This is a genomic window from Deltaproteobacteria bacterium (genome assembly GCA_029860075.1).
Classification (GTDB): domain Bacteria; phylum Desulfobacterota; class JADFVX01; order JADFVX01; family JADFVX01; genus JAOUBX01.
The window spans coordinates 1-25,391 of sequence record JAOUBX010000067.1; the positions used below are offsets into that span (position 1 = coordinate 1).

The window sequence follows — 25,391 nt, forward strand, 5'->3', positions numbered from 1 at the left end:
TCGTCCATAATGGCCTTAAAGAGAGCGAGCTTCTTTTTTTTGAGCTCCATCATCTTCTCTTCAATTGTGTGGTGCATGAGTATCCTCGTTATAGTGACCTTCTTCTGCTGTCCCAGCCTGTGCGCCCTGTCTGAGGCCTGATTTTCTACGGCCGGGTTCCACCAGGGATCGAGATGAAAAACGTAAGAGGCTTTTGTCAGGTTAAGCCCCTGACCGCCTGCCTTTAGGCTTAAAAGAAAGACCGAGGGCTCACGGGCAGATTGAAAGCCTTCTACCAGTTTTTTTCGCTTCATAGTGGGAGTGGAACCATCGAGCCGCGAGAAGGGGATATGCTCCCTTACAAACTCTTTTTCCAGGATATCGAGAAAAGAGGTAAACTGGGAAAAAACGAGGGCGCTGTGCCCTTCATCGAGGAGTTCACGGACCTTCATGCAGAGGAAATCCATCTTGGGCGCCTTGTCGCTGATAGACGGGTCGAGCAGGCTCGGTGTCAGGCAGATCTGCCTCAGCTTGAGAAGGGCCGTAAGGGCGATAATGCGGGCCTGTGCCGACGTTTTTTTCCTGTAGGCGTCATCAATATCTGAACGGATCAGTTCCACCGTTTTGCGATAAAAAATCTTCTGGTTCTCTGTCAGTTCAAGATAGACGTCATTTTCCATCTTGGCGGGAAGCTCCTTCAACACCTTCTCCTTTGTGCGCCTCATAAGGAAGGGGCGCGTTCTTTTGACGAGCATCTCCATATCCACTGGATTATTAGACTTCATATACTTTTTAAAATCATCATAATCGCCAAGCAACTCCGGCAGGGCGAGATCGAGAATGGAGTAATACTCGCCCAGGTGGTTTTCAAGAGGCGTTCCCGTAATGACCAGCTTGAACTCCCCCTTAAGCCGCCTCACCGCTCCCGTTGTCGCCGCATGGATATTTTTGATAGCCTGCGCCTCATCAAAAATGATGACATGAAAAGGCATTTTCTCAAGTTTGTCAATATCCCGCCTGACGAGACCATAGGTAGTCAGCACTATGTCATAACCCTCAAAGTCAGCTTGTCTCGCAACACCCTGATAAATAAAAACCTTAAGGGGAGCATAAAATTTTTCCAACTCACTCTGCCAGTTAAAAAGGAGAGACGGAGGAACGACGATAAGGTGGGGGGCCAAACCGCTGCCGCTTCGAACATTAAGGGTCTTTTCCTTTATTGCCGCCAGAAGCATAATGGCCTGCAATGTCTTTCCAAGGCCCATATCATCGGCAAGGCAGGCGCCGAAACGATGTTCGTAAAGGAAAGCGAGCCAGTAATAGCCCTCCTTCTGATAGTGCCTCGCCTTTGCCTTCATCTTCTCCGGAAGGGGGTACTTTTCTATCTTTTCAAAGGCGCAAAGACGCTCAATCATCTTTTCATCATCAGCGGAAAGCCTGATTTCGACACCCTCTTTTCTCAGTTCTACCCAGTCAAGGATCTGAAGTCTGGGCACACGAACGATCTCTTTCTTTTTCTCTTTTTTCCGGGAGCTGCGGCCCATCCTGTTCAATATTGAAAGAATTTTTCGTGTATTCGAATCAAGGACCAGAACCTCATCTCCATGGGTAAGCACTCCATTCCGGCTAAGGGCCTTCTGCAATGCCGCATCATCAATAGGAGCACCTTCAAAATTAATTTCCGGACTGACGTCAAACCAGTCGATATGGGGCTTACGCAGGGCATTAAAGACAAAATCCCAGTGGGCATTCCTGACGGGATTTTTGTTAAAATAAAGAGGGATACCCTTTTCACTCAATTTTTCGCTAAGCAGGTGAAAGGCCATGTAGAGTTCCTCCGAAGGGAGCCTCAGCTCATAATGGCTTGGCATGTCGCTAAAGACGCCGACGCCGAAAACATCATAGGGAATGCTGTAGAGAAAAGACTCCTTCTCCAGGTCGTTTTCAAAAAAGGTCCACTTCCCTTCCCTGAAATGAAGACGTGATGACGGTCTTGTGAGATTATTATAAGCGCCGCCAAGGCAATGCTTTGCTTCGGACCTTACGGCCCGTTTCCTGTAATCACCATTGGAGAGAGCTTCCTTGACGAGCTTATTGAATTCCCCTTTTTTTCTAATGGAAAAAGACTTTATGAAGGTATCAATGATCGTCTTTTTTCTCTTTTTTGCCCTCATCACTTGCGACAGATCGTAACCCTTTTCAATGTAGGGAATGAAATTAAAAAACGATTCCGTTGCACCATAAAGGTCTCCGCCATAGTCACAGAGGGCCAGAAGAGAGAGCCGCCCTGTTTCTCCCTCAAGTTCATCTCCCGTATCAATGGTCATGCGACAGGAATAGGCTCCCTTCTCGGGGCTTATTTCCTCACCATTTACCCTGAAAACCATATGGTCCAGCCATGATTTGATCTCACCATCGAGGGAAAGCTGCAAATAATCAAGATGCTCCGCAGAAAGGATTAAACTCCCTTCCTCATTGACACTGCCATAGTCATTGAGCATGGAAATCATTTTTTGATGGATTCGCAGGCCATCTCCCTCTTTAATATGGCCCATCCGCCCTGTCTCAAGATCGACAACAATGATATTATTTAAGCGGTATACCCGGCTGCAGGGGCTGTCCCCTTCAAGGTAGAGCGCTGATACACTAAGCGCCTCTCCCGAAATGTCAAGCAGTGTTTTGCTCTTTAAATGAAGTTCTTCATCCCATTTAACAGGTATTTTTTCACCATCAATTATCACAAAGAGAGGATGAAGGTTATCATATTCTCTGAGGTAGGTTTCGAGATAACTTCTCCACTGGTAGCGATAGTAAAAATCACCATGGGCGGAGAAAACAAAGGGCCTCAACTCTTCAGGAAGGCTGCCTGATACCCTCTTTACCTCTATATCATCTTTCCATACTGAAGCAATTATAGCTGCGGGATCATTCTCTCTTTCAATAACGATGGAATAGCCCGGAAGCAAGACCTCTTTTCGCTCCTTATTTGGCTCCTTATTTCGATTCAGATTTCGATTCCGGCCCTCTCCTGGGGCCTTTTCCTTTATACCGGAATTAAAGAGGGCATTTTTTAGGAGCTGACGATAGGAACGAAGGACACGCTCTTCCCTGAAATGGCTTTCATTGACCAGGTTTTTGATGGTAATAACGGCGCAGACCACATGTTTGCAATTTTGACCGGGACTCCAGGCGGGACAAGTGCAGTAATACTTAAGCGAGTCGCCCTTCATGCTGATTGAAATGGTGTAGCGCCGGGTCCCCAGGATACGAACATAAAGGACCTCATGTTCCCTTGCCCATTCAAAGGTATCGACACGTGAATTCCTGTAATATTCAAAGCCCCTTAATACATAGGCCTTGGAACCGAGCAGGTAGACATCGCCAGGAGGAAGTGATTCAAGGGCTTTGATAATCCGGCTGTTTTGCATTTTTTCAGGATAAGGAAAAAGTAACTATTGTAGTTATTGTTAAGACTAAAAAAGTTACAATTTATAGCACAAATTGCGTCCCAAAGTCTACATTGTGCATTGATGAGAGCCTCCTGAGACCCCTGAGGCCAGTGGTTTGGTTACATTATGGAACGTACCGAAAACGGCCCTGTAAGCGCTTATATTATAGGGCCTGGGGAATTTTCCTTAATAATTCGCCGTGAACCTTGCAGATAAAAAAATACTTATTGCCTCCATCGCCTGGGTACGGCATTTTGTGTGGCATATCTTTCAAGTCGTTTATAAAGCTTTTCCGACTCTTTTGCCTGCCTGAGAGCAATTTTTTTGATTCTTTCCAGCGTAGTGGTGCCGGGACTTATATTATCAAGTCTTTTATAATAATTTTCCCAGGCATTTTTTAACCCTGCAAAGGTACGGTACTTGGAGCGCCACCAGTGTTCACTTCTGCCTGCCGGTCTACCGGCACTCGGCGGCAGTTCCGTGAAAACAATTGTTCTGTTTAAGCTATCTACCCTAAGATCGTAATTGGCCATAAAGTCCATACCAACCAGGCCTTCATAAGCGCCTGAAATTTGGGTAATGGTTGTGGGCATAAACTTTGTCGTCGCACCGTTAACACTAACCTTATCGACAATAGTCAGGATGGCGGGAACGCGCCCCCCTATTCCCCCCGCCTGATGAATCAGCTTACCATCATCACTGTCGAAAAGACCTATCCTGTCTGCAAGCGCCGGAGAAATAACCATACCCGGCGCGCCTGTATCAAGGAGCATGTTGGCTGTGACGGACCCGTTAAATCTAACGGGAATAATGATGCGGCTGGCGCTTCCTTCATGGGCTATGTAGGAAACCCTTATCTCTTTTTGTTTCTTTCCCGGTCTTTTCTCCTTTACAGTTGTCGACGGTAATGAGTTAACTTCGTCACTGCCACCGTATCGCTGTACATCGCCATAAGTTTTTTCCTCTGCCTGAGACCTGTATTTGGCCGGAACATTATAAATATTATCGGTAAAATGGAGGACACCCTTGTCATCGCGCCATTTGTAGGTTTCTCCTGCCAGAGCAAAGACAACAAAAGTGAAAAGAAGTGACATGGTGAAAAAAATAGTTAAGTGTAACCTGTTTTTTTTGATCATTACTTAATCCCCCTCTGCAAAAACCTTTTTTTGTCTCACTGCCTGTTCTGAAAATAAAATCGATCACAGAAAAGCAATCAGACATTCATCCGTTTTTTAACCTCTTTAATGAGTTCGTCGCAACAGGCATGCGTCTCGACAGAAATATCATCAAAATTATCGCCTGTACAAAGAAAGCGCGGCGCCTCCTTATGTTCAGGACAGACAAGATCACCCATCTGATCGAGAATGGCGCCGACCACATAATTTATTTCTTCAAGAAGGGCCTCATCTTCCACCTCTTCTGGATTGATTATCTTGCCGCCTATCTGAAAAGCAAATGCAATTTCCGACATGATCCGATTCCTTTCTTTTATTTACTGCCATTTATCTTAGCATCTGTATGCAAAATGTGTCAAAGGAGATAATTCATCAGGAACGCGGCATACTTTGACCACCCTCTGTTTTTTTGTTTCATTTAGCACATTTTTTGCTATAATTCCGGACTGGATTCATATGGTCACCAATTCAGAGTTTAGAAAGGGCACGTTGTTATGGGCAAAGACAGGAAGGGCAGAATCCCCACAAGAAGCGGCATCATGACAAGAGAAGAGATTGAAGCTGACTTTAAGCGCCATAGTAAAAAAGAACCTCATTCTCAAGCCGCCATGTTGAGGACTTATGAACTAAACAGAACAACTGTCCCCTCCGACAGGGAAAAGGCCAATGAAAAGCGCCGTTTTAAAAAAAGCAATCAAAAAATAAGGATTGAAACGGATAGGGAATTGAGAAATTATGCCCGTAAGGACCCTTACCTGGCCGCCAGGATACGCCAGGAAGACACAATGCAGAACCTCTACGAAAACAGGATTAGAAAAGAAGCATGGAAAAACAAGGCAGGCATATTTTTATCCATTGCCTTTAGCATTCCCTTCTTTCTCCACATCGGCAAAGGCCACATGTCAATGACGACAGACCTTCTTTTTGCAGCCGCTTTTGCAGGAATCATACTTTTCGGCCCTTTGAGAAAATACAATACAGCAATCAAGGGAGTAATACTTACTTTTCTTACTTTTTTCGTAATTTTCATTTCTCCCTATTGGGAAACAGGACATAAGATTGCCAATAATGAAGGAATAAAAGCGGACTCTTTTTTTCACCTTTTAATGGTGACTCCCCTCAAATACATGCTCATATCAGTCATGGTGGCGTCCATTTTTATTGTTTACGAGAAGATCAGTTCTTCGGCTTCCACCATCTATAACCCGGGAGGGAGATAATAAGGAGTGAAAGCAACGCTCACTCCCTTCTTCCCGGCTTCACAATCGAAATAGATTTAATAATTTATTTATTCATCTCATCTGCTTCCTTGCAAAACCTTCCCGTATCTGTAATAAATATAACTATAACTTTTACAGGGAGCGCAGTGAATGCACGAAATGTCTATCAGTGTAAACATCATTGAAATTATAAAAAATGAAATGGTAAAAAATGGCGCAACGAGACTCAATACCCTGAAAATCAAGATCGGAGAGTTGACAGCTGTTGAGCCCGATTCCCTTAAGTTTTGCTTTGAGGCATGCACAAGGGGAACAGCCCTTGAAGGAGCGGCGCTGGAAGTTGAAGAGGTTCCGCTTATGGGCAGATGCGGGGCATGCAAGAGAGATTTCAGGATGGACAATTATTTTATGTCTCCCTGCCCAGACTGCGGCATCAAAGCAGATAATATCATTTCAGGGCAGGAACTGGATATAGTAAGTATGGAGGTTGATTAAATGCACGATGTTATTTTAAATGAAAAAGTTCTTGCCAAAAATATTGCCTTTGCCGAAAACAACAAAGACCAGCTTAAAGAACGGGGAATTTTTACGATAAACCTTATCAGTTCTCCCGGTTCGGGCAAAACTTCTATTGTAGAAAAAACCGTTGAAGGGCTTCAGGACCAGATGAAGATTGCCGTCATCGAAGGTGACATTCAGGCAGACCTCGATTTGCAGCGTCTTATGAAGTTCAACATCCCCCTGCGCCAGATAAATACAGGCAGGAGCTGCCACCTCGACGCCCATATGGTACAACATACCCTTCCCTGGCTTTTTGAACAGGGAGACATCGATTTTCTTATTATTGAAAATGTGGGAAACATGGTTTGCCCCGCTGAATATGACCTCGGTGAAGACATGAAAGTAGCCCTTATGAGCGTCACTGAAGGTGATGATAAGCCGCTCAAATATCCCTCTATGTTTCATTCGTCACAATATCTTCTGATTAATAAAACGGACCTCCTCGGCTATACCGATTTTAACATGGAAAAAGCAAAGGCCAATGCCCTCAAAATTAATCCCCATCTAAACATTATTGAAACCTCCTGCACCAGTGGCGCCGGTATCGATGCCTGGCTTGATGCAATGAGGAATGAAAAAAACGGCAAGAAAAGCAGGGCCTTATGTGTCTAACTATTCCGGCCAAAGTCATTGCAATAAAAGATGCCTCTCCTGACAAACCCATCAGGCAGATTGTCGTTAAGGACTCAAAAGGTGAAAAGGAACTGATCGCAATTATGCTACCCCACATCGAGGTAGGAGACTGGGTGCTCTACGCCTTTGATGCAGCCGTACAGAAAGTGAGCGAGGAAGATGCAAAAGAAATTCTGGAATTGCTGGAGCCAAGCCTTTATATCGATATTTCAAGCCTTGATGAGGAGTTTTTGCGCATAATCGGCAAGGCCTCTACAGGGGAATTAAGAAAAGATGAAATAATCAGGCTCCTTGAAACAGAGGACCCCCTCGAAATGGAGGCCCTCTTTGCTGAAGCAAACACCATAAGGCAGGCCGGACTGAAGGATTTCTTCTGCATCCACGGTATTGTGGAGTTTTCCAATCACTGCGTCAGGGAATGCCATTACTGCGGATTGAGGAGAAGTTCGAAAGACGTGCCGAGATACAGGATGAGTGCTGAAGAGATCATAGCTTCCGTTCTTCATGCCGTTAACAATAAGGGTTATAAGCTCATTGTCCTGCAATCAGGCGATGACTTTTATTATACTGACGACATGCTTGCTCATATTATTAAAAAAATAAAGGCCCGATGTAAGGTCTTCATTTTTATCAGCGTCGGGGAGAGGGGGACCGGGAGTTACAAAAAACTGAAAAAAGCCGGCGCCAGCGGTGTTCTTTTCCGCTTTGAAACGTCCAATAAAAAGATTTATAACGCCCTTCATCCCGGCCAGTCACTCCATGAAAGACTCGGCCATTTAAAAGCCATGAAAGCAATGGGATATTATATTGCTTCAGGTTTTCTTATCGGCCTTCCAGGACAAACAGTGGAAGATATAGCCAATGACATTTTAACCATGAAGGAGTACGGCGTTAAGATGGTCAGCATAGGCCCCTTCGTTCCCGGTGAAGGGACGCCGCTTGCCGCCAGCCCGCCGGGGGATTCAAAAATGACGCTGAAAGTAACGGCCATTTCCAGGCTCTTAATGCCAAAGGCCAAAATCCCCGTAACAACGGCCCTTGAAACGATTGAGTCGGAAGAAGGAAGGCGAATGGGACTAAGTTCGGGCGCCAACTCACTCATGTTTAACCTGACACCGGACAAGTATCGGGGTGACTACAGGATTTATCCCAACAAATTTCACGGCAGGGAAGAGATGTGGGAAAAATACGGCCTCTACAAGGAAGAACTGAGTTACAAAATGCTTGAACAAAAGATGTTTGAAGCCTTCGAGGAGCAGGGAAATGGTTAAAACATTTATCGATGAAGAAAAGCTGAAAAACCTTTTAAAAGAGGGAAAAAACCCATCAGTTACCGAAATTGAAAGCATTCTTGAAAAAGGAAAAGCGCTCAAAGGCCTCTCCCTTGAGGAAACGGCAAAACTGATTGCCATTGACAAACCGGAATTAAAGGAAAAGCTCTTTCAAAGCGCCTCTTATATTAAAAACGCCATCTACGGCGATAGACTCGTCTTTTTCGCTCCTCTTTACCTTAGCAATTTTTGTATTAATGACTGCCACTATTGCGGCTTTCATGCCCGTAACGATGGGCCGCGAAAAAAATTAACACTCCCGGAAGTAAAAGAACAGGTAAGCCACCTCATCCACATGGGGCACAAACGTCTCCTCCTTGAATTCGGAGAAGATCCGCAAAATAACCCTATCGATTATATTGTCGATACGATCAGGCAGGTATATTCGGTAAAAGGGGAAAGAGGAGAAATCAGACGGGCCAATATTAACGTGGCGGCGACAACAGTAGAAAACTATAAATTAATCAGGGAATGCGGCATCGGCACATACCAGCTCTTTCAGGAGACCTATCACCGGAAAACCTATCATTCGCTCCACCCCAAAGGGCCCAAGAGTGATTATTTAAGGCAACTCTATGCCATGGACAGGGCCTTTGAAGCGGGCATTGACGATGTGGGCCTCGGTGTTCTTTTCGGCCTCTATGACTGGCCTTTCGAAGTTCTGGCGCTGCTTGCCCATACGGGCTATCTGCAGGACAAGTTTGGTGTAGGCCCTCATACGATCTCCATCCCCAGGTTCAGACCGGCTGCATCTGTCACGATGGAGGCCCCCTGCCCTGTCAGCGATGACGATTTTCTCAAACTGATCGCAATATTAAGAATCGCCGTACCCTATACAGGCATGATCATCACAACCCGCGAAAAACCGGAAATAAGGGAGATGGCTTTCCGTATCGGAATTACGCAGACAAGCGCCGCATCAAAGACCTCTCCCGGCGCTTTTGGCAAAGGTAACGGCAAAGATGTAGAGCAGTTTAAACTTTCCGATGTGAGATCACTCGACGAAATCGCCGTCAGCATTATGGAGCAGGGCTACACTCCCAGCTTTTGCACCGCCTGTTATCGAAAAAACAGGACAGGCGAAACCTTCATGGACCTTGCAAAACCGGGAGATATCCAGCAGTTCTGCGGTCCCAACAGTATTCTCACCCTCATGGAATACCTTGAAGACCATGCATCACCGGAAAGTAAAAAACTGGGTATTAAAATGATCAGTAAAGAACTGGGTGAAATAAAAAACAGGACAACCCGGAAAATGACGGAAGAAAGGATTGAAAGGATAAGGGGTGGAGAGAGGGATATCTATTTCTAGGAGCCTGTCGGGCTTAGGGCAAATCTACCGGGAAAAAGGGCTTTTTCTCGCTGCAATTTCCTAAGTCCCACAAAGGCCTATGACTCCTTTAAAGGCTTCTTTTCCATAAAGGTATGAAGACCGCATTCCGTCTTGGAAACACCCTTCCAGCGTCCTGAACGTTCATCATTTTTATTAGTGGGTAAAAAGGTGCAGGGCTCACAGCCAACACTGGGATAACCCTTCTCGAAAAGGGGGTGATGGGGAAGATTATTCTCTTCCATGTAATAAAAAGAATCCCTGGAAGTCCAATTAATAAGGGGATTGATTTTAAAAAGCCCCCCTTCATAGGCTTCAACCATATGGGCATCTCTTCTTGTCCTGGCCTGGGAACGCATAATACCGCTAATCCATGCCTTGAGACCTTTCAGGGAGCGTTTAATAGGCTCCACCTTCCGAATGGCACAGCAAAGATCATGGTGTTTTTCGTAAAGATTCCTGTCGGGATCGAAAAGGTCCAGGTCTTTTTCAGCGGGAGCATACTCAACAACATTTGTTAATTTGAGAAGAGAAACTAACTGTTCCCTGTATTGCAGGGTTTCCTTAAAGTGACAGCCCGTATTGACAAAGATGACCTTCAGTCCGGGATCAATGCGGGAAATCATATGGAGCAAAACAGCGCTCCCGATACCGAAAGAAGAGGAGAGCGCCACCTCCTCCCTGAACTCCCGCTCAATGGCCCATTTTAAAATTTCCTCAGGGGGAAGCGCTTCATAGGTCCTGTTTATCTCATCAAGATTAAACATATTCAACACTATTCATCAATAATAAGCATTTCACAATCGGCTTTACTGCTTATTTCAGCCAGGGCGGAACCAAAAATAAAGCGGGACAGTGTTGAGCGCTTTTTTCTTGTAATAATAACCACCTCCAACTCCTCCTCGGCGATGACATCAAGGCATTCACTGATAAAATCACCCTCTCTTATAATTGTTTTAAAGGGAACCTTCATAGCAAGGGCCTTTTCTTCAAGTTCCTTCAGTTTTCTGTCGCCTCTCACCCGGTATTCGGTCAGGATGGAATCATGCAGCTGCTGTGACGGTTTTTCACCGGTAAAGCCGATATCGGTCAGTTTATCAAAGATACTTTCAGGCATTTCCGAATCAAGAACAAAAAGCGCCGTAAGGCCCTTCTTTTCCAGCCTCGCCTTTTCAAAGGCCGCATCAATCGTTTTAGGTGATTGCCTCGTTGTAGAAAGCACAAGAAGGATATTTTTCAATTTCCTTTACCTCGCATTATAATTTTATTCCAATGAGGGGCCAGTAATATCTTGTCATTACGATAAAAACAAAAAGCGCCATAACCTTGAGGATGATCCCCTGCAAAAGAAGGTCACGCACCCTGACGTAGCCCGAAGATAAAGCAATCGCCGTAGGCGGCGTTCCCATAGGCAGCATAAAGGCAAGCCCTGCCGGTACGGCAACACTATAAGTAACAAGCGTTGGATCAATATTATAGCTGTCTGACATGCTGATGCCAAGTGGAAGCAGGATAGCAACAATGGCCGTATTGCTCACACCTTCCGTCAGGAATATGGCGAGCACGGCAAATATAATAATAACTGCGGCAGGTGTCGATGCCCAGGAACCGACAATAATATTTCCCGCCCAGAGAGCGGCCCCGCTTTTTGTAATGGCCGAACCGAGACAGATAGCCCCGCCGTACATGAGAATGATTCCCCAGTTAACATAGGCTTCCACATCTTTCCATGTAACCAGTTTAAAGACAAAAAGAGATACGACGGAAAGAATGGCAATATTGGCAAGGCCAAGGGTATGACTGAAGAACATCCAGAGAATAATGGTGGAAGCCATAATAAAGCCTGTCATCCACTCTTCCAGTGTGGCCCGGCCGAGCTTGATCTTTTTCTCCGAAATAAGCTCTCTTGCCCTGTCAAAACTCTCCGTCTCTATGCGGCAGAAAAAGGTAATAATAGTGAAAGCAACAACAAGGAGAATAAGCACAATGGGAACAACGGCCAGCATCCATTCAAAAAAACCGATGGACTTGCCTGTCGTCTCCTTTAAAATGGCAATGGCCAGCGGATTTCTGGCACCCCCCAGAAAGGTTGCCACCCCTCCGATAATCGCTCCCCAGGCAAGGGCTATAAAAAGGGCCTTGCCATAGCTGCTTTTTAAAGGCCTTAGTTCCAGTCCTCTTGCAATTTCGATAACAATGGGAAACATCATGGCTGCTACGGCATGTTCGGGCATCCAGAAAGAAAGCAGCGCCGATGTAATAAAAATTCCAAAAAGCAGATAGGCCGGGCTGGAACCAAAAAGGGTAAGAACCATCAGGGCAAGCCTGCTGCTGAGCCCCGTTTTTAGCACTGCCGATGCCAGTATAAGCGCACCGAGAATAAAAAATATGGCCTCATTGCCAAAAAGGGCATAGGCATCTTTTGCGGGAAGAACCTCCATGACGGCAATAAGAACGATAGCCAGAAGGCCTGTTATGGCAAGAGGAAGAAGATGGGTAACCCATAAGACGAGGGAGAGCCCGAAAACAGCGGCAGAACGAAGTCCCTCCTGGCTGAGGCCTTCAGGAGGCGTCATATGGGCAACAAGATAAGTTATGCCGAAAAAGGCGCCAAGGGCGAGATACCTGAAACTTCTCACCAGGAGAATTGCCCAGAGGGGACGCCTGTCTATGGAAACATTCATTTGAATTCAGATAGTCCCGTTAAATTTTATGTGTCCCATAGGGACAAAGCGTTTTATGTAGAGCAAAAAGAGGCGGCTACAAACCCGATGACTCAAAAGAATCTTCCACTTCTTTTACCTTAAGCCGTCTGCGAAGTCCTGTATAGCCTCTCACAGCTTTGCCTCCCACCTTTGTTTTGTAGATATTCTGCATAACAACCTGCAGCCTGGCGTCCTCCCCTGCAAAAAACCTCGATTCAAGGGGGGTAAGATGGGTACTTACACTTTTCGACCAGGACATATTCATTTTGCTCTTTTTAACGGCATTGTATAAATGACCGAATATGGGAGCCATATCATCCACTTCAGGCACGGGCGTATCATGAAGGGGCGTCCCTTTGAGGGGCCTGAATATGGGAAGAATGGGCATGATTCCCATGGTTGTAAGATAATCGATGCCCTGTATGGTAGACTCGGCCGGTTCGAGACCGACAATAAGATTAGATGAAACCGTACCGCTTGGAAATATACCGGCTGCATAGTTCAGGGCTTCTGCAAAACGCTCCCAGCCGATCTCCTTCTCTTTGCCGGGGCAGAGTTTTTTGAATATTTCCTTATTAAAAATCTCCATATGATAGCTGATCTTGTCAGCGCCCATGGCATAAGTCCGGTCTATCCATCTGCTCGCGGCAGGGGGCTGAACATCAACGGAAACAAGGGTATCAAAATTTCTTTTTATGGCCTTAATATAAGGCTCAAGGTGCAAAATGCCCCTGTCTTCACTGTCATAATAACCGATATTAAGTTCTACCGAATCAGCCAGGTTATCTTCAAATGCCGCCTCAACAATCTCCACCACTTCTTCAACGGTGATAAATTCCCTGGCAATGGGAAGAAACTTCTCTCTTTCATGGCAGAAAACACAGTTGGCATTAAGTTCAAAAAAACTGCATCGACTCGTTGGTGTAATATGAACTTCCCCTCCATGAAGAACGGCTATCTGGTAATAGGGCGTTCCCCGGCTGGTAACCTTCTCATAAAAATCAGGTTGGGGAAGGAGGGAAACTTCCAGCCTGTCGCCATAACCGGTAAGAAAGAACCTCTCTCCCTCTTTTGTAAGACAAAGCGGAGAAGCGTGAGCAAACTCCTCCTCTGTGGGGACATTTACCCATACGTCCCCCGGTAAAATAAGCTCAACGCCGCCGGAAACGCCTCTCCTCGTTTTAAGCGTCTGTTCTATCTCACCGGCAATACGCTCTTCTACCCTCATTCCATGAGAAGCGAGGAGAAGCTTGAGATAACCGGGATTAAAGGGGCAACTCTTTCTCCCCGCCTGTGCTTCTTTTTTCTTTGTCATTGAGCGCCTTTAATCAGTCCCTATATTTCACAAACCCTCTGCTCATACATTTTGAGTTCTTTTACCGTCGCCTTGTCACTGCAAAGGGGGCATTCTTCATCTTTTCTGACCTTTACTTTTCTGAAGGTCATGGAAAGAGCGTCATAAATCACGAGATAACCGGCCAGCGAATCTCCTATACCGAGAATTTCCTTAATCGCCTCAGTGGCCTGTAACACACCGACCACGCCGGGAAGCGCGCCAAGGACACCGGCCTCCTGGCAACTGGGCACCATGCCTGCCGGCGGCGGCTCGGGGTAGAGACAGCGATAACAGGGATAACCATCCTGACTCTTGAAGGTCGTAACCTGTCCGTCAAAACGGAACATACTTCCTGAAATAAGCGTCTTTTTTTCAAAGTAACAGGCGTCGTTCATGAGAAATCGCGTGGGGAAATTATCGCTTCCATCGAGGATAATGTCATAATCCCTGATGATTTCCCTGATGTTGTCCACGTCAAGCATCTTGTTGTAAATATTGACCCTCACATCGGGATTCATCTGCTCGATGGTCCGTCTTGCCGATTCCACCTTGGGAACATTGACCCGCTCCGTATTGTGGATGATCTGCCTTTGCAGGTTGCTCATATCAACAACGTCACCATCGGCCACACCAAGAGTACCCACACCGGCAGCGGCAAGGTACATGAGTGCCGGAGAACCGAGCCCCCCTGCGCCAAGGCAGAAGACTTTTGCATCGAGGAGTTTCTGCTGTCCGGCGCCACCTACTTCGGGAAGGATGATATGCCTCGAATATCTTTCAATCTGTTCTTCAGTAAAGTTCATTAATAATTCTCCTTAATATTCATATCTCCCCCTATGAAAAAGGGGAATTCTCTCTTGCCCATACGTCCAAATCCCCCCACACCCCCCTTTGCTAAAGGGGGGATTAACTTCTGTAAAAATAACTACTTATGACAAAATCTCTATCTCTTCTTCATCGAATGTCGATGTCTCTTCATTAAGCAGCCATGATCTGGCTGTCACCTCCTTGCCTCCCATGACCGATGCAATGAGGTAAGAATAGCCGGGCCATGCCCGTTGACGGTCAAATTCGGAGGGCCTGTCGGGATGGTCGGGATGAGAGTGGTAATAACCGATAATTTCGACGCCCCTTTCCCGCCCTTCCCTCTCGGCTTTGAGCAGGTCTTTAGGATCCATTTCATACCTGTCATGAGCTCTTTCATTGTTCAGGTTAGCGGCCCGCCTTACCTCCGTCGCAACGTGAGTCCCCTCATCAAAATGGCCCATTATAATGCCGCAAACTTCATGGGGATAGCCCTCACAGCCATGGGCTTCGATAACTTCCATATGTTCTTTATTAAGTTTGATCATACAATATCCCTCCAAAGCGCAGTGGAAAGATATTTGTCCCCCCCATCGGGGAAGAGCGTAACGATGACTCCCTCTTCAATCTCCTTTGCCATTTCAAGAGCGCCTATCATGGCAGCTCCCGATGATTGCCCCACAAAGAGCCCCTCTTCTCTGGCCAGTCTGTTTGCCATTTCATAGGAGGGCTCCGTGGGAATGGGAAGCTTGCCGTCAAGCTCTTCTTCCTTGTAAATACCGGGAACAATGGAGCTTTCCATATGCTTAAGTCCTTCTATTCCATGAAATGGGCTCTCAGGCTCAAGGGCCTTGACGACAATATTGCTGTTGTAAGCCTTAAGTCCCCGGCAATTGCCCATAATAGTCCCCCCTGTGCCGATAGTGGCCGCAAAGTGGGTCACCCTTCCTTCCGTCTGGGCAATAATCTCCTCTGAAGTACCATGAATATGGGCTCTTACATTGGCCTCATTATTGTACTGATCCGGCTTGAAGTACTTTGATGGTTCCTTTTCCAGCAGTTCCTTTGATAAAACAATGGCCCCGTCAGAACCTTCGAGAGGGTCTGAGTAAACGACATGGGCGCCAAAGGCGGCAACCATTTTTTTTCTTTCGTCACTCACGTTGGCAGGCATAACAAGCGTCACCCGATAGCCTTTGATTGCCCCTATCATGGCATAGGCAATTCCCGTATTGCCGGAAGTCGAATCGAGGATGATCTTGTCCTTCCCAAGGAGACCTGACTCTTCCGCCTCTTCGATCATCCTCAGCGCCGGCCGGTCTTTAACAGAACCGCCGGGATTAAATGACTCGAGTTTGGCATAGATTTCAACCTTCTCGGGAAGGTGTGAGGTAATATTTCTTATTTTAACTAAAGGCGTATTCCCGATAAGGTCAAGAGCGCTGTTTGCAGATACGCCGTCTTTCTTTTTTTCTTTGAGCATATTCAATTTACCGGTTGCCTCCGGGTTAGTCATAAATATTAATTTTCCCACCACAACTCCCCTTTACCAAAGGGGAGCCTGGCCATAGGGCCCGTACCGGGGAGGGGTTGTATGCAAAACCTGCATTAAAAAAAGCTACTCCTCCATGAGCGCAGTGCTCAGGTATCTCTCTCCCGTATCGGGGAGAACAACAACAAGAAGCTTTCCTTTATTTTCAGGCCTTTCGGCTATGTTTATAGCAGCAGCAACGGCAGCGCCGGAAGAAATGCCGCAGAGAATCCCCTCTTCTTTGGCTACTTTTCTTGCCATCTCAAAAGCTTCATCATTGCTAACCTTTGCCACTTCATCGTAAACATCGGTATTAAGAACATCGGGCACAAAACCGGCGCCTATCCCCTGAATCTTGTGAGGTCCCGGTTGACCACCGGAAAGAATAGCCGAATCGACAGGCTCTACAGCAACCACCTTCACATCGGCTTTCCTCTCCTTAATGACCTCTCCTACCCCTGTAATGGTGCCGCCCGTTCCGATGCCGCCGACAAAAATATCGATCTTGCCGTCAGTATCGTTCCAAATCTCCTCAGCCGTTGTCTTACGGTGAATTTCAGGATTGGCAGCATTTTTAAACTGTTGTGGAATAAAAGCGTTTTCTATTCCCTGAGCAAGTTCCACCGCCTTGTTAATAGCTCCCTTCATACCTTCAGCGCCGGCCGTTAAAACCAGTTCGGCGCCAAGAAGTTTTAAAAGTTTTCTTCTTTCTACACTCATCGTTTCAGGCATGGTAAGAATCAGTTTGTAACCTTTGGCAGCAGCCACAAAAGCAAGGGCGATTCCCGTATTGCCCGATGTCGGTTCGATAATCGTCGTCCCTTTCCTGATGAGACCTTCCTTTTCAGCCGCCTCTATCATAGCGGCGCCGATCCTGTCTTTAACACTCGACAGCGGATTGAAAGATTCCACTTTGGCAACGACCTGGGCCTTGCAATTCTTCGTTACCCTGTTGAGCTTTACAAGAGGTGTATTCCCGATGGTTTTTGTTATATCTTCGTATATTTTTCCCATAACCTTAGCTTCCTCCCCTTTTTGATTAAAGAAATTATTCGACAGCTAAATTATCCTTCCTTCAAAGGAACAGGCCCGCTTCTTATTTACCGCCGGCAATAGCAGGAATAAGAGCCAGCGTATCGCCTTCTCTCACTTCCGTAGCAAGGCTGTCCATGAACCTGATATCTTCATCATTCAGATAAATATTGAGAAACTTTCGCACAGAACCATTTTCTTCGCAGAGCTTTTCCTTAAGACCGGGGTAGCTGCTTTCCAGATTGTCGATAATCTCGCCAACATTTCCTCCATTGGCTTCAACTTCACTTTTTCCTTCCGTCAGCTTTCTGAGTGGTGTAGGAATTCTTACACTTACTCCCATTTTTACGTCCTCCTCTTATATTGTTTTTAATTTTTTATATATTTCTATTTTCATACAACCACCCTCTACCCCTCCTTATCAAGGTGAGGATCATTTGTTCAACCCCTCCTATTTTAGGAGGGGCCGGGGGTGGTAAAAACTCTTAATTCTCCGAAACCTGTTTCCAGACTTCCATAAATGAGGTCAGATCGGCATTGACCTTGATAAGCCTTTCCTTCTTCACTTTTTCATCAATAAGAGCACCTGAAGGCCCCCTATCCGGCAGGAGAACAACAACCGGCCTGCCATCATTTATGGTTTTATCTCCAACCAGTTTTGATGCGGCAGCCAGCGCCGCGCCTCCTGTTGGGCCCGTAATAATGCCCTCTTCTTCCGCCAGCAAACGAACCATAGGGAATGCCTCTTCATCACCGGCGCTCTCTCCGCTGCCGCCACTTTCTTTTATGGCCTTGAGCGCATAATAACCATCAGGCGGATCACCGATGGCAATCGCCCCGATAGCCGTATCAGGCTTGACGGGCCTGATTTCATCACTGCCCGATTTAACCGCATTAATAACAGGCGCACAACCGTCAGCCTGGATAGCGTATAAAAGGGGAAGGTCCCCGCTGACAAGGCCCAATGATTGCAACTCTTTAATACCCTTCCATAAGGTCATTAAAAGACCGCCGCCACCGACAGGAGAGACGATTGAAATCTGCGGGCCATCTTTAAAAAACCGAAGGATCTCATAGGCAATGCCTTTGGCGCCCTCCAGATAATAAGGCTTTAAACTGCCATTAACGACAGGCCAGCCCAGCGCTTCATGAACCTCACTGCAAAGCCTGTTGGCTGCATCATAGTTACCCCGCACTTCAAAAACAAGGGCGCCACAGGTAATAGCAGGGCCAATTTTCCCGTAATCAATCCCCTCTGGAACAAAAACAACACTTTTGATCCCTGCATTAGAGGCATGGGCGGCAAGGGCATTGGCAAGATTACCCGTCGATGCGCAGGCAATAACTTCAATCCCTTCATCGACTGCCCTGGAAAGGGCCGTCGCCACAACCCTGTCCTTAAAGGAGAGCGAGGGATAGGTCCCTCCTTCATCTTTCAGGTAAAGATGATTTATCCCGATGCGCCTGCCCAGGCGTTCAGCCTTTTTAAGCGGCCTGGACGATTTATATGAAAAAGAACCTTTCGGCGCCGGGATTAAAAGGTCTGCCAGCTCATCCCATGAGACATCATCCTTAGCGGCGCTTTCAACATCAATATCGACTTCGACAGGGCCGAAACATTCTTCACAAATATACTGTATATCCAAGCCGTATTGCTGACCGCACTCTTTGCACTTTAGACCTTTGATATAAGTCATAAACGTTCCTTATAAAAACAAAAACCCCTTCTAAATCGGTATAAGAAGGGGCATAAATGCGCTGCTTCTCATCTTCCAGGAATACGATACAACTCCTGCAGGAATTGGCACCTGACACGCCGGACCTCCATCCGGGCCGGTTGCCGTGGCTTCACAGGGCCTGCCCCTCCGCCACTCTCGATAAGATTTTTATACTTTACTATTTTAGTAGACTTTATGTCAACGCTTTTTTTAAAGATTTTCAGGGAGTTGGAAGAAGGTATAAATCAACAAAGATATTAAATAGTTTTCATCGGTCAAGGGTGCTTTTTCGCAATCTCTGCGTCAATCTTCAGATTTGCTTGTGCGACGTACAGCAGTACGACTCGGCGAAACCCTTGATTTCCTTGACCTTGCAAAAAATCCCTCCTTTCCGAATTGAAAACATAGTTTGATTTATTATAGTTTCTGGATGGACACTAAATAAGAGTTTTTATCACTATGCCCCGGTAACAGACTTTTGAGAATCGGGAAAAAGCAATCTCACCTATCATCTTTTTTCTCCTATTAATGCTCTTATGTTAAACGTTCAGGCAAGTTTATCATGACCAGAAACAATGTCAAGGCCATGACTAATCAATTGACTTCTTCCTCCTTCTGCGATTAACCTAGAGATCATGGTCAAAGTCAGTAGTGCCCGGGCAGGAATTTGCAATGATTAACTTTAAGGTAAATACGCCATAAAGTTGTCATTTCGACTCGGTGCGAGGAGAAATCTTTAAGATCTCTCATTACATTCGAGACAAGGATTTCTCATTTTACCCCAAGGGCGCTTGTCACTTTGTTCGAGCATTCGAAATGACAATCAACTGCAATTTTCTAACGGGACATTGCTGGGTCAAAGCGCCCTTTCCAGGATTAAATGAGTCAACAAAAAACAGGATTCACAGCCATGCGCCATAAAAGGAAAATAATCAACAACGCTCTCATCATTCTTTCAGTTTTTGCCGCAGGACTGCTGTTTCAACTGACTGATATCTATGCAAAAGAGTTTTCTCCCGACATTAATGACCTCATTACCGCCTACCCCAACCATATATCGAATACTGATGGTAACTATATTATCTGGAAAGACGGAACCAAAATGCCTTTCGATGACGGAAAAAAGGGGAAAACCTTCGAAGAGCTTCTCCGTGATGCCGACCTTGAAGACCAGTTGTCATTGAAATATCCGGCAGGTGGGGCAATAGATACTGCACCGGCAGAAAACTTTGATCCCGGCAGGTTTCGTTACGAACCCCTTTTTAAAAAAATGTATGGCAATAGTAAGAAAGCAGTGGAAAAGAATCTTGTTACCATTGAATGGATGCCAAAATCGGTAAAACGTAAAGTCCGCTTCAGCAAAGTCAACAATGCCCATTTGGCGCTTAAAAAAGTATCAGATGACCTGGACCGCCTTCCCGACGGCTTTAAAAAATACGTTACTCACATTTCCGGCACCTATAACTGGCGAAATATTGCCGGAACGAATCGGATAAGCACGCACAGTTTCGGTATTTCCATCGATATTAACGTTAAGCTCTCCCACTACTGGTACTGGACAAAACCGGACAAAAGCGGAAAGTATCCCTATAAGAACGGAATTCCTCTCGAAATCATCAGCATATTCGAAAAGCACGGCTTTATATGGGGAGGAAGATGGTATCACTACGATACCATGCACTTTGAGTACAGGCCTGAACTTTTCATAGATGCTTCCCGAGTTAAATGATGCGTCCCTTTTCCTTGAAGAGATTCTTAATCCCTCTTTTCATCTCATTAAACATACTTGCACACTCATCAATCTCTTTTGCTCAAGCCAACTCACCGCAGCAGACGGAACTCTGGCTGGGCGGAGATGTTCATTTTGGCCAGGCTAAAGAAAATCCTCTTAAAAATATTTCAGAAAAACTGGGTGGAACAGGCATAGTCAACCTGGAAGGCCCTATTCATAAAGAAAGTGGTTTCCAATATGAGGATGGGAAATGGACAATAGTCAACCCTCTAAATTCTGGATTCTTTTTGAAAGAAGCAAATGTAAAGGTTGTCAGTGTGTCAAACAACCATGATGAGGATGTTGGAGTTGCGGGCAGGATATTCACTGAAAAGTCATTGAAGGATGCCGGACTATTACCCATCGGCGGCTCTAATAATCCTGAAACAATGGTGAAAAACGGTTTCAGGATTGTCTTTGCAACGTATGATCTATCGAAAGGAAGGCCCCGTAACCTGACTTCCGGACTGGCAGCAGCAAAGAAAGAAGGAGACATTCTGATTGTCACCTTCCATGTAACAGGGCCTCCCGGCTATTTACCTTCAAAAGAATTAAAAGAGGCGTCCAACATTGCCATTCGATCAGGCGCAGATATTGTTGCATCTCACGGCAGCCATGCCATTGGCCCGGTAGAGCGAAGAGGCGAAAGCATCATTGCCTGGGGCCTGGGAAATCTGGCATTTAACTGTGAATGCACAAAAGAAAAGGAAGGGATTATTCTTCAGGTTGTTATTAAAAGAGAAAAAGACAAAGCCCCCCAAATATCAGCCTGTGCAATTCCAATTGAAGCAGGATTAAATGGAGAGGCTGCTCAACAGGCAACAAATAGCGAGGAGATTATAGACCTGCTTGAGGCAATCGGCAGCAAAGGGATTAATCGCAGGCAGGGAAAAGCCTGTTTTTAACGCAGGTGAGCCTGCTTATTCAATCCATCCCGGTCCACCCTTTGAAAAGGGAAGAGCCTGTCCAGGTTTCATGCCTATTTTCCTGACGCCCGGACCGGGCGCCCCGGGTTTTAACCCTATCAGGCGGCAACGTACCAGTGCCGCCGTTCTTCGGCCTCCTTTTCTGCACGATGTTGGCCTTCCGTCAAGGACCCACCATGTTCATCTTCCACACTGAGTACGATCTTTATATTTTTCCTGTCAATATCGGTAAGCTTCTTGTCCGAATAATTGGGGTCCGCCTTGTACCAGTACATACGGCCAAAATGCTCCTGCAATATTTCCGACACAAAGGGCCTTCCATGACGCGCAAAAATCATATTTCTCAAGATTCTCAGATCCCGTCCCGACAGGTTTCTAATTGATTCAACGTTTATCAATTTATCAAGCAGTCGATAGTCCTCAAGGGGGCTTCGCCTGGCAGCGGAAGGGTCCCAGTCAACAGGCTCTCCAAGCGCACTCATTAACAAACCGAGTTCAATATCAAACCTTGAATTCCACTTTCCCGCCTCTTTAAATTTTCTGAGCATAGCCAACCTTCTTTGAAGCTCCTCTTTTGGAATAGTGGCTTCCCTTTTGGCAATCTTTCTGGCATTTTTATAATCCATATCACTTAGCTTTGAATGGTCCAGGCCCGTCGCATCATACCACCACTGAGTATTAAAGTAGTCATGAAGCCATTTTTTGTGGAAGACATTGCCCGCCATGGCAAATATGGTATTCCTCATGATGGAGAGTTCACGGAGTGACTTATCTTTCAAGTCACTATCATCAATGAGCGCATTATAATAATAAGGGACCTTATCATTATCAAGTATTTCGTCGGCACAGATCTCTTTTACTGAACCCGCTAAAAAAAGAAAGGGTAAGGTAACAGCCAAAAAGAATGAAGCAGAATTTCTATTCATAAAACCTCCCGTCGACTATCTGCAGATAAAGTTTTTACACCTCTGGCATGCTTGCAATAATTGTCAAGAAAAAGGAATAGTAGATAAAAGGCTTACTCAGACACGCTCTAGTATGATCGCCCCACCCTGTCCACCACCAATACACAGCGATGCAAGGCCGAGATTTAAGTCGCGCCTTTTCATCTCTTTAAGGAGAGTAAGAACAAGTCTTGCGCCCGTTGAACCAACGGGGTGTCCGAGAGCAATAGCGCCGCCGTTAACATTAAGGATATCTCTATTTAACTTGCCAAGGGCCCTTTTCTTTCCAAAATGCCTGTCGGCAAAATCCTTCGATTCAAAGGCACGTTCACAGGCAATGACCTGCGCTGCAAAGGCCTCGTTGATTTCCATAAGCTGAATATCTTTCAGTTTAACTTTCGTTTTTTCAAAAACTTTCTCCATGGCAAAGACAGGGCCCAGGCCCATCCTGGCCGGATCGAGACCGGCATAGGCAAAGCCTTTGATATAACCGAGAGGTTCGTACCCCAGGTCTTTCGCCCGCTTTTCCGTCATGACAAGCACCATGGCGGCTCCATCCGTCAGCTGCGAAGCATTTCCTGCCGTTACCGTACCGTAGTGCCTGTCAAAAACAGGCTTCAGTTTGCCCAAAGCCTCCATGGTCTGGCTTTCACGAATGCCGTTATCAGCGGCAACCGGTTTATAGCCTGGCGGCGGCATGAGCGGGATTATCTCATCAGCCAGCCGCTCTCTCGCATCAGCTGCCCGTTGGTGACTTAGCAGCGAAAACCGGTCCTGTTCCTCCCTGTTAATGGCAAAATCCCTGGCCAGTATTTCAGCCGTTTGCCCCATATTCTTGCCGCAAACAGGGTCGGTAAGACCCAGCATAACACCGATAACCGGTTTGAGATGAGCCACCCTGATCTCCGACAAAAGAGCCAGCCGCTGCGGCAGAGACCTGGCTCTCTGGAAGCGGGTAATTATGTCCTGAAGGCGGGGAGTAAAATAGAAAGGAATCTGGCTCATCGACTCAACACCCCCGGCAAGAACAATTTCACTCTCACCGGCAAGAATCTGTATGCAGGCGCTGGTAATAGCCTGCATGCCGGAAGCGCAGTTCCTCTGTACCGTATAGGCAGGGATTTCTTTCGGGAGCCCTGCTCTTAGCGCAATCACTCTTGAAGGATTGGCCGAATCGACAGGTTGAGAAACATTACCGATAATGACTTCATCAATATGGTCGGGAGAAAGACCGGTTCTCTCAAGCAATTCCCGAAGAACAGCGCTGCCGAGATCGATGGCCGACAGGTTCTTAAAGTCCGTTCCTGCCTTTATATAAGGACTTCTAAGTCCTTCAACTATAACAACCTTTTCCATATTTCATCCCTTTCTGGCCCCTTTTTCTCACAAGGTTTCGCAGCGAATCAATTCAAGAGCAGGCGAAGAGCGCTTCCCGACCGGGGGCAGCACAGTCACAGCTGCTGCGGCAAAAAAGCTTGTGAGAAGCGCGGATTATGTTAAGAGTATCAAAGGCCTTTGAGGGATGCAACCATTTTGAATGGCCGGAAATAAAATATCTATTTATAGCCGGAAGGGCATTTTTTGAAGTTTTCAACAAGGTTGCAAAAATGAGGTCCCTTGTAATAAAGTAAAGGGCTATGGCCTACGTTAACAAAAGCAGCTTACAAAGAAACCGGCAAACGGTACTGCACGAAATTATATTTGAAGCAGACACACCGGCCGGCAAGGCATTCGATATTGCTCTCATCATCAGCATTCTTCTAAGTGTCATTGCCGTCATGATGGAAAGCGTCACTTCAATAAGAGAAGCTTTCGGCTTTCATCTTTACGTTATAGAATGGATCTTTACCATCGGCTTTACCATTGAATATATTTTAAGGCTTCTTTGCGTAGGCAAACCTCTCAGATATGCCAGAAGCTTTTTCGGCATTGTTGATCTTCTTGCCGTCATCCCTACCTATGTGGGTCTTTTTTTCCCGTCAGGCCACTACCTCATGGTTATTCGGGTTTTAAGAGTACTCCGTACATTCAGGATACTGAAACTGGCTCACCATATAGGAGAAGCAAGGCTGCTCATGGACGCTTTAAAGGCAAGCCGGACCAAAATTACGGTCTTTGTCTTTACCGTCATGACCATCGTCGTCATTGTCGGTTCCATCATGTATATCGTCGAAGGGGAAGAGAATGGATATACCAGCATTCCGAGAAGCATCTACTGGGCCATTGTCACGCTGACCACCGTTGGCTACGGCGACATTTCGCCCGGTACAAACCTGGGTCAGGCCATTGCATCTCTTGTCATGATCATGGGCTATGCCATCATTGCCGTGCCGACAGGTATCGTTACCGCTGAAATATCTCAACAGACTTTTAGACAAAGAATATCGACACAGGCATGCCCCGAGTGCAGCCTCGAAGGGCATGACAGTGACGCAATTCACTGCAAGTTTTGCGGGGCCGGGCTTTGAGAAAGATAAGAAGTGGAAAGACACTTCCAAAGGCGGTAATATGAAATATCTCTGCAAGTTGTCTTCTGATAAAAACTAACTAAACTCTTTATCAATGCTTCAAATAATCAATCACAAGCTGCCTCATTTCGTATTTTTCCATTCCCTCCATAAGAGCAATAACGGGATTGTTTGAAGCTGAAAAAAAGCCCCCCCCTTCCTTGTCCCTAAGCAGGAAACCACTAATAGCAACCTTATAGTTTGCCTCCTTATTGAGAGGTTTACCGTCAATAAGCCATGAACCGTCTGCCGGCCAGCCTTTCAGCATGGGCTTTAATAACCCTCTCCAAACCTGAAGACAAGCCCCACATTAGCAAATTTATATGAGTTCTCATCAGAAAGGATGTCCCAGTCCTCTCCTGTTGCATTATTATCCAGTTCACCATCGCTTATCATTGCCAGAGCGCCAATCTTAAGGGTCAAACATACAGAGATCGGA

25 protein-coding genes and 1 riboswitch are annotated in these 25,391 nt (G+C 46.1%); of the genes, 9 read left to right on the forward strand and 16 right to left on the reverse strand.

Annotated features, from left to right (window positions below):
- The 3 genes from OEV42_16645 to OEV42_16655 all read right to left on the reverse strand — a co-directional run.
- Window positions 1–3,407 (reverse strand): SNF2-related protein (locus OEV42_16645; protein ID MDH3975904.1); only part of this gene is annotated, 3,407 nt, incomplete at its 3' end.
- 245 nt (window positions 3,408–3,652) lie between these two features.
- Window positions 3,653–4,564 carry an aspartyl protease family protein gene (locus OEV42_16650; GenBank protein ID MDH3975905.1) on the reverse strand — a complete coding sequence of 304 codons (912 nt, stop codon included), beginning with the start codon at window positions 4,562–4,564 and terminating at the stop codon, window positions 3,653–3,655.
- A gap of 77 nt (window positions 4,565–4,641) precedes the next feature.
- Window positions 4,642–4,899 (reverse strand): hypothetical protein, encoded by a 258-nt coding sequence (locus tag OEV42_16655; protein ID MDH3975906.1) that lies wholly within the window; start codon window positions 4,897–4,899, stop codon window positions 4,642–4,644.
- A gap of 198 nt (window positions 4,900–5,097) precedes the next feature.
- Here OEV42_16655 and OEV42_16660 point away from each other — a divergent pair, with 198 nt between their 5' ends.
- The 5 genes from OEV42_16660 to hydG all read left to right on the forward strand — a co-directional run bounded on the left by OEV42_16660 (window position 5,098) and on the right by hydG (window position 9,660).
- Window positions 5,098–5,823, forward strand: coding sequence for a hypothetical protein (locus tag OEV42_16660; GenBank protein MDH3975907.1), 726 nt, complete (start codon window positions 5,098–5,100; stop codon window positions 5,821–5,823).
- A gap of 150 nt (window positions 5,824–5,973) precedes the next feature.
- Window positions 5,974–6,318: a hydrogenase maturation nickel metallochaperone HypA gene (gene hypA, locus OEV42_16665; GenBank protein MDH3975908.1), complete on the forward strand. Its 345-nt coding sequence runs from the start codon at window positions 5,974–5,976 to the stop codon at window positions 6,316–6,318.
- Window positions 6,319–6,996 carry a hydrogenase nickel incorporation protein HypB gene (gene hypB / locus OEV42_16670; protein MDH3975909.1) on the forward strand — a complete coding sequence of 226 codons (678 nt, stop codon included), beginning with the start codon at window positions 6,319–6,321 and terminating at the stop codon, window positions 6,994–6,996.
- Window positions 6,987–8,288, forward strand: coding sequence for a [FeFe] hydrogenase H-cluster radical SAM maturase HydE (gene hydE / locus OEV42_16675; GenBank protein ID MDH3975910.1), 1,302 nt, complete (start codon window positions 6,987–6,989; stop codon window positions 8,286–8,288). Before hypB ends, hydE begins: the two co-directional genes overlap by 10 nt.
- Window positions 8,281–9,660, forward strand: a complete 1,380-nt coding sequence (hydG, locus tag OEV42_16680; GenBank protein MDH3975911.1) for a [FeFe] hydrogenase H-cluster radical SAM maturase HydG — start codon at window positions 8,281–8,283, stop codon at window positions 9,658–9,660. The genes hydE and hydG overlap by 8 nt, the downstream gene beginning before the upstream one ends.
- A 77-nt stretch (window positions 9,661–9,737) precedes the next feature.
- Here hydG and OEV42_16685 read toward each other — a convergent pair whose 3' ends face one another.
- The 10 genes from OEV42_16685 to thrC all read right to left on the reverse strand — a co-directional run bounded on the left by OEV42_16685 (window position 9,738) and on the right by thrC (window position 18,783).
- A complete protein-coding gene (locus OEV42_16685) occupies window positions 9,738–10,445 on the reverse strand; it encodes a phosphoadenylyl-sulfate reductase (GenBank protein MDH3975912.1) in 708 nt (235 codons plus the stop codon).
- An 8-nt stretch (window positions 10,446–10,453) separates the two neighbouring features.
- A complete protein-coding gene (locus OEV42_16690; protein ID MDH3975913.1) occupies window positions 10,454–10,918 on the reverse strand; it encodes a universal stress protein in 465 nt (154 codons plus the stop codon).
- A gap of 16 nt (window positions 10,919–10,934) precedes the next feature.
- Entirely contained in the window at window positions 10,935–12,362 is a 1,428-nt protein-coding gene (locus OEV42_16695; GenBank protein MDH3975914.1) for a DASS family sodium-coupled anion symporter, read from the reverse strand.
- 76 nt (window positions 12,363–12,438) lie between these two features.
- Entirely contained in the window at window positions 12,439–13,698 is a 1,260-nt protein-coding gene (locus tag OEV42_16700; protein ID MDH3975915.1) for a hypothetical protein, read from the reverse strand.
- Window positions 13,699–13,718: 20 nt separating this feature from the next.
- The gene (gene moeB / locus OEV42_16705) at window positions 13,719–14,522 is read right to left on the reverse strand and encodes a molybdopterin-synthase adenylyltransferase MoeB (GenBank protein ID MDH3975916.1); all 804 of its coding nucleotides are present in this window, start codon (window positions 14,520–14,522) and stop codon (window positions 13,719–13,721) included.
- A 126-nt stretch (window positions 14,523–14,648) separates the two neighbouring features.
- Window positions 14,649–15,071, reverse strand: a complete 423-nt coding sequence (locus tag OEV42_16710) for a M67 family metallopeptidase (GenBank protein MDH3975917.1) — start codon at window positions 15,069–15,071, stop codon at window positions 14,649–14,651.
- On the reverse strand, window positions 15,068–16,006 hold the full coding sequence (locus OEV42_16715; GenBank protein MDH3975918.1) for a cysteine synthase family protein: 939 nt from the start codon (window positions 16,004–16,006) through the stop codon (window positions 15,068–15,070). The genes OEV42_16710 and OEV42_16715 overlap by 4 nt, the downstream gene beginning before the upstream one ends.
- Window positions 16,007–16,141: 135 nt before the next feature.
- Window positions 16,142–17,068: a cysteine synthase A gene (gene cysK / locus OEV42_16720; GenBank protein ID MDH3975919.1), complete on the reverse strand. Its 927-nt coding sequence runs from the start codon at window positions 17,066–17,068 to the stop codon at window positions 16,142–16,144.
- 82 nt (window positions 17,069–17,150) lie between these two features.
- Window positions 17,151–17,429, reverse strand: a complete 279-nt coding sequence (locus OEV42_16725; GenBank protein ID MDH3975920.1) for a MoaD/ThiS family protein — start codon at window positions 17,427–17,429, stop codon at window positions 17,151–17,153.
- A 142-nt stretch (window positions 17,430–17,571) separates the two neighbouring features.
- Window positions 17,572–18,783 (reverse strand): threonine synthase, encoded by a 1,212-nt coding sequence (gene thrC, locus OEV42_16730; GenBank protein ID MDH3975921.1) that lies wholly within the window; start codon window positions 18,781–18,783, stop codon window positions 17,572–17,574.
- 65 nt (window positions 18,784–18,848) lie between these two features.
- Window positions 18,849–18,970, reverse strand: a riboswitch (SAM riboswitch).
- Window positions 18,971–19,684: 714 nt separating this feature from the next.
- Here thrC and OEV42_16735 point away from each other — a divergent pair.
- Together OEV42_16735 and OEV42_16740 are read left to right on the forward strand one after the other, a co-directional pair.
- Window positions 19,685–20,533 (forward strand): M15 family metallopeptidase, encoded by an 849-nt coding sequence (locus OEV42_16735; protein MDH3975922.1) that lies wholly within the window; start codon window positions 19,685–19,687, stop codon window positions 20,531–20,533.
- Window positions 20,534–20,547: 14 nt separating this feature from the next.
- Window positions 20,548–21,480, forward strand: coding sequence for a CapA family protein (locus tag OEV42_16740; GenBank protein ID MDH3975923.1), 933 nt, complete (start codon window positions 20,548–20,550; stop codon window positions 21,478–21,480).
- Between the two features lie 119 nt (window positions 21,481–21,599).
- Here OEV42_16740 and OEV42_16745 read toward each other — a convergent pair whose 3' ends face one another.
- Both OEV42_16745 and OEV42_16750 read right to left on the reverse strand, forming a co-directional pair.
- Window positions 21,600–22,427, reverse strand: coding sequence for a YARHG domain-containing protein (locus tag OEV42_16745; GenBank protein ID MDH3975924.1), 828 nt, complete (start codon window positions 22,425–22,427; stop codon window positions 21,600–21,602).
- Window positions 22,428–22,523: 96 nt separating this feature from the next.
- Window positions 22,524–23,801 (reverse strand): thiolase family protein, encoded by a 1,278-nt coding sequence (locus tag OEV42_16750; protein ID MDH3975925.1) that lies wholly within the window; start codon window positions 23,799–23,801, stop codon window positions 22,524–22,526.
- A 137-nt stretch (window positions 23,802–23,938) separates the two neighbouring features.
- On the opposite strand from OEV42_16750, the gene OEV42_16755 reads away from it, so the two are divergent.
- On the forward strand, window positions 23,939–24,076 hold the full coding sequence (locus tag OEV42_16755; protein MDH3975926.1) for a hypothetical protein: 138 nt from the start codon (window positions 23,939–23,941) through the stop codon (window positions 24,074–24,076).
- Window positions 24,077–24,082: 6 nt separating this feature from the next.
- Window positions 24,083–24,913 carry an ion transporter gene (locus OEV42_16760; GenBank protein MDH3975927.1) on the forward strand — a complete coding sequence of 277 codons (831 nt, stop codon included), beginning with the start codon at window positions 24,083–24,085 and terminating at the stop codon, window positions 24,911–24,913.
- Between the two features lie 91 nt (window positions 24,914–25,004).
- Here the strand turns inward: OEV42_16760 and OEV42_16765 are convergent, their stop codons facing one another.
- Window positions 25,005–25,220, reverse strand: a complete 216-nt coding sequence (locus OEV42_16765) for a 5'-nucleotidase C-terminal domain-containing protein (protein ID MDH3975928.1) — start codon at window positions 25,218–25,220, stop codon at window positions 25,005–25,007.
- Between the last annotated feature and the right edge of the window lie 171 nt (window positions 25,221–25,391).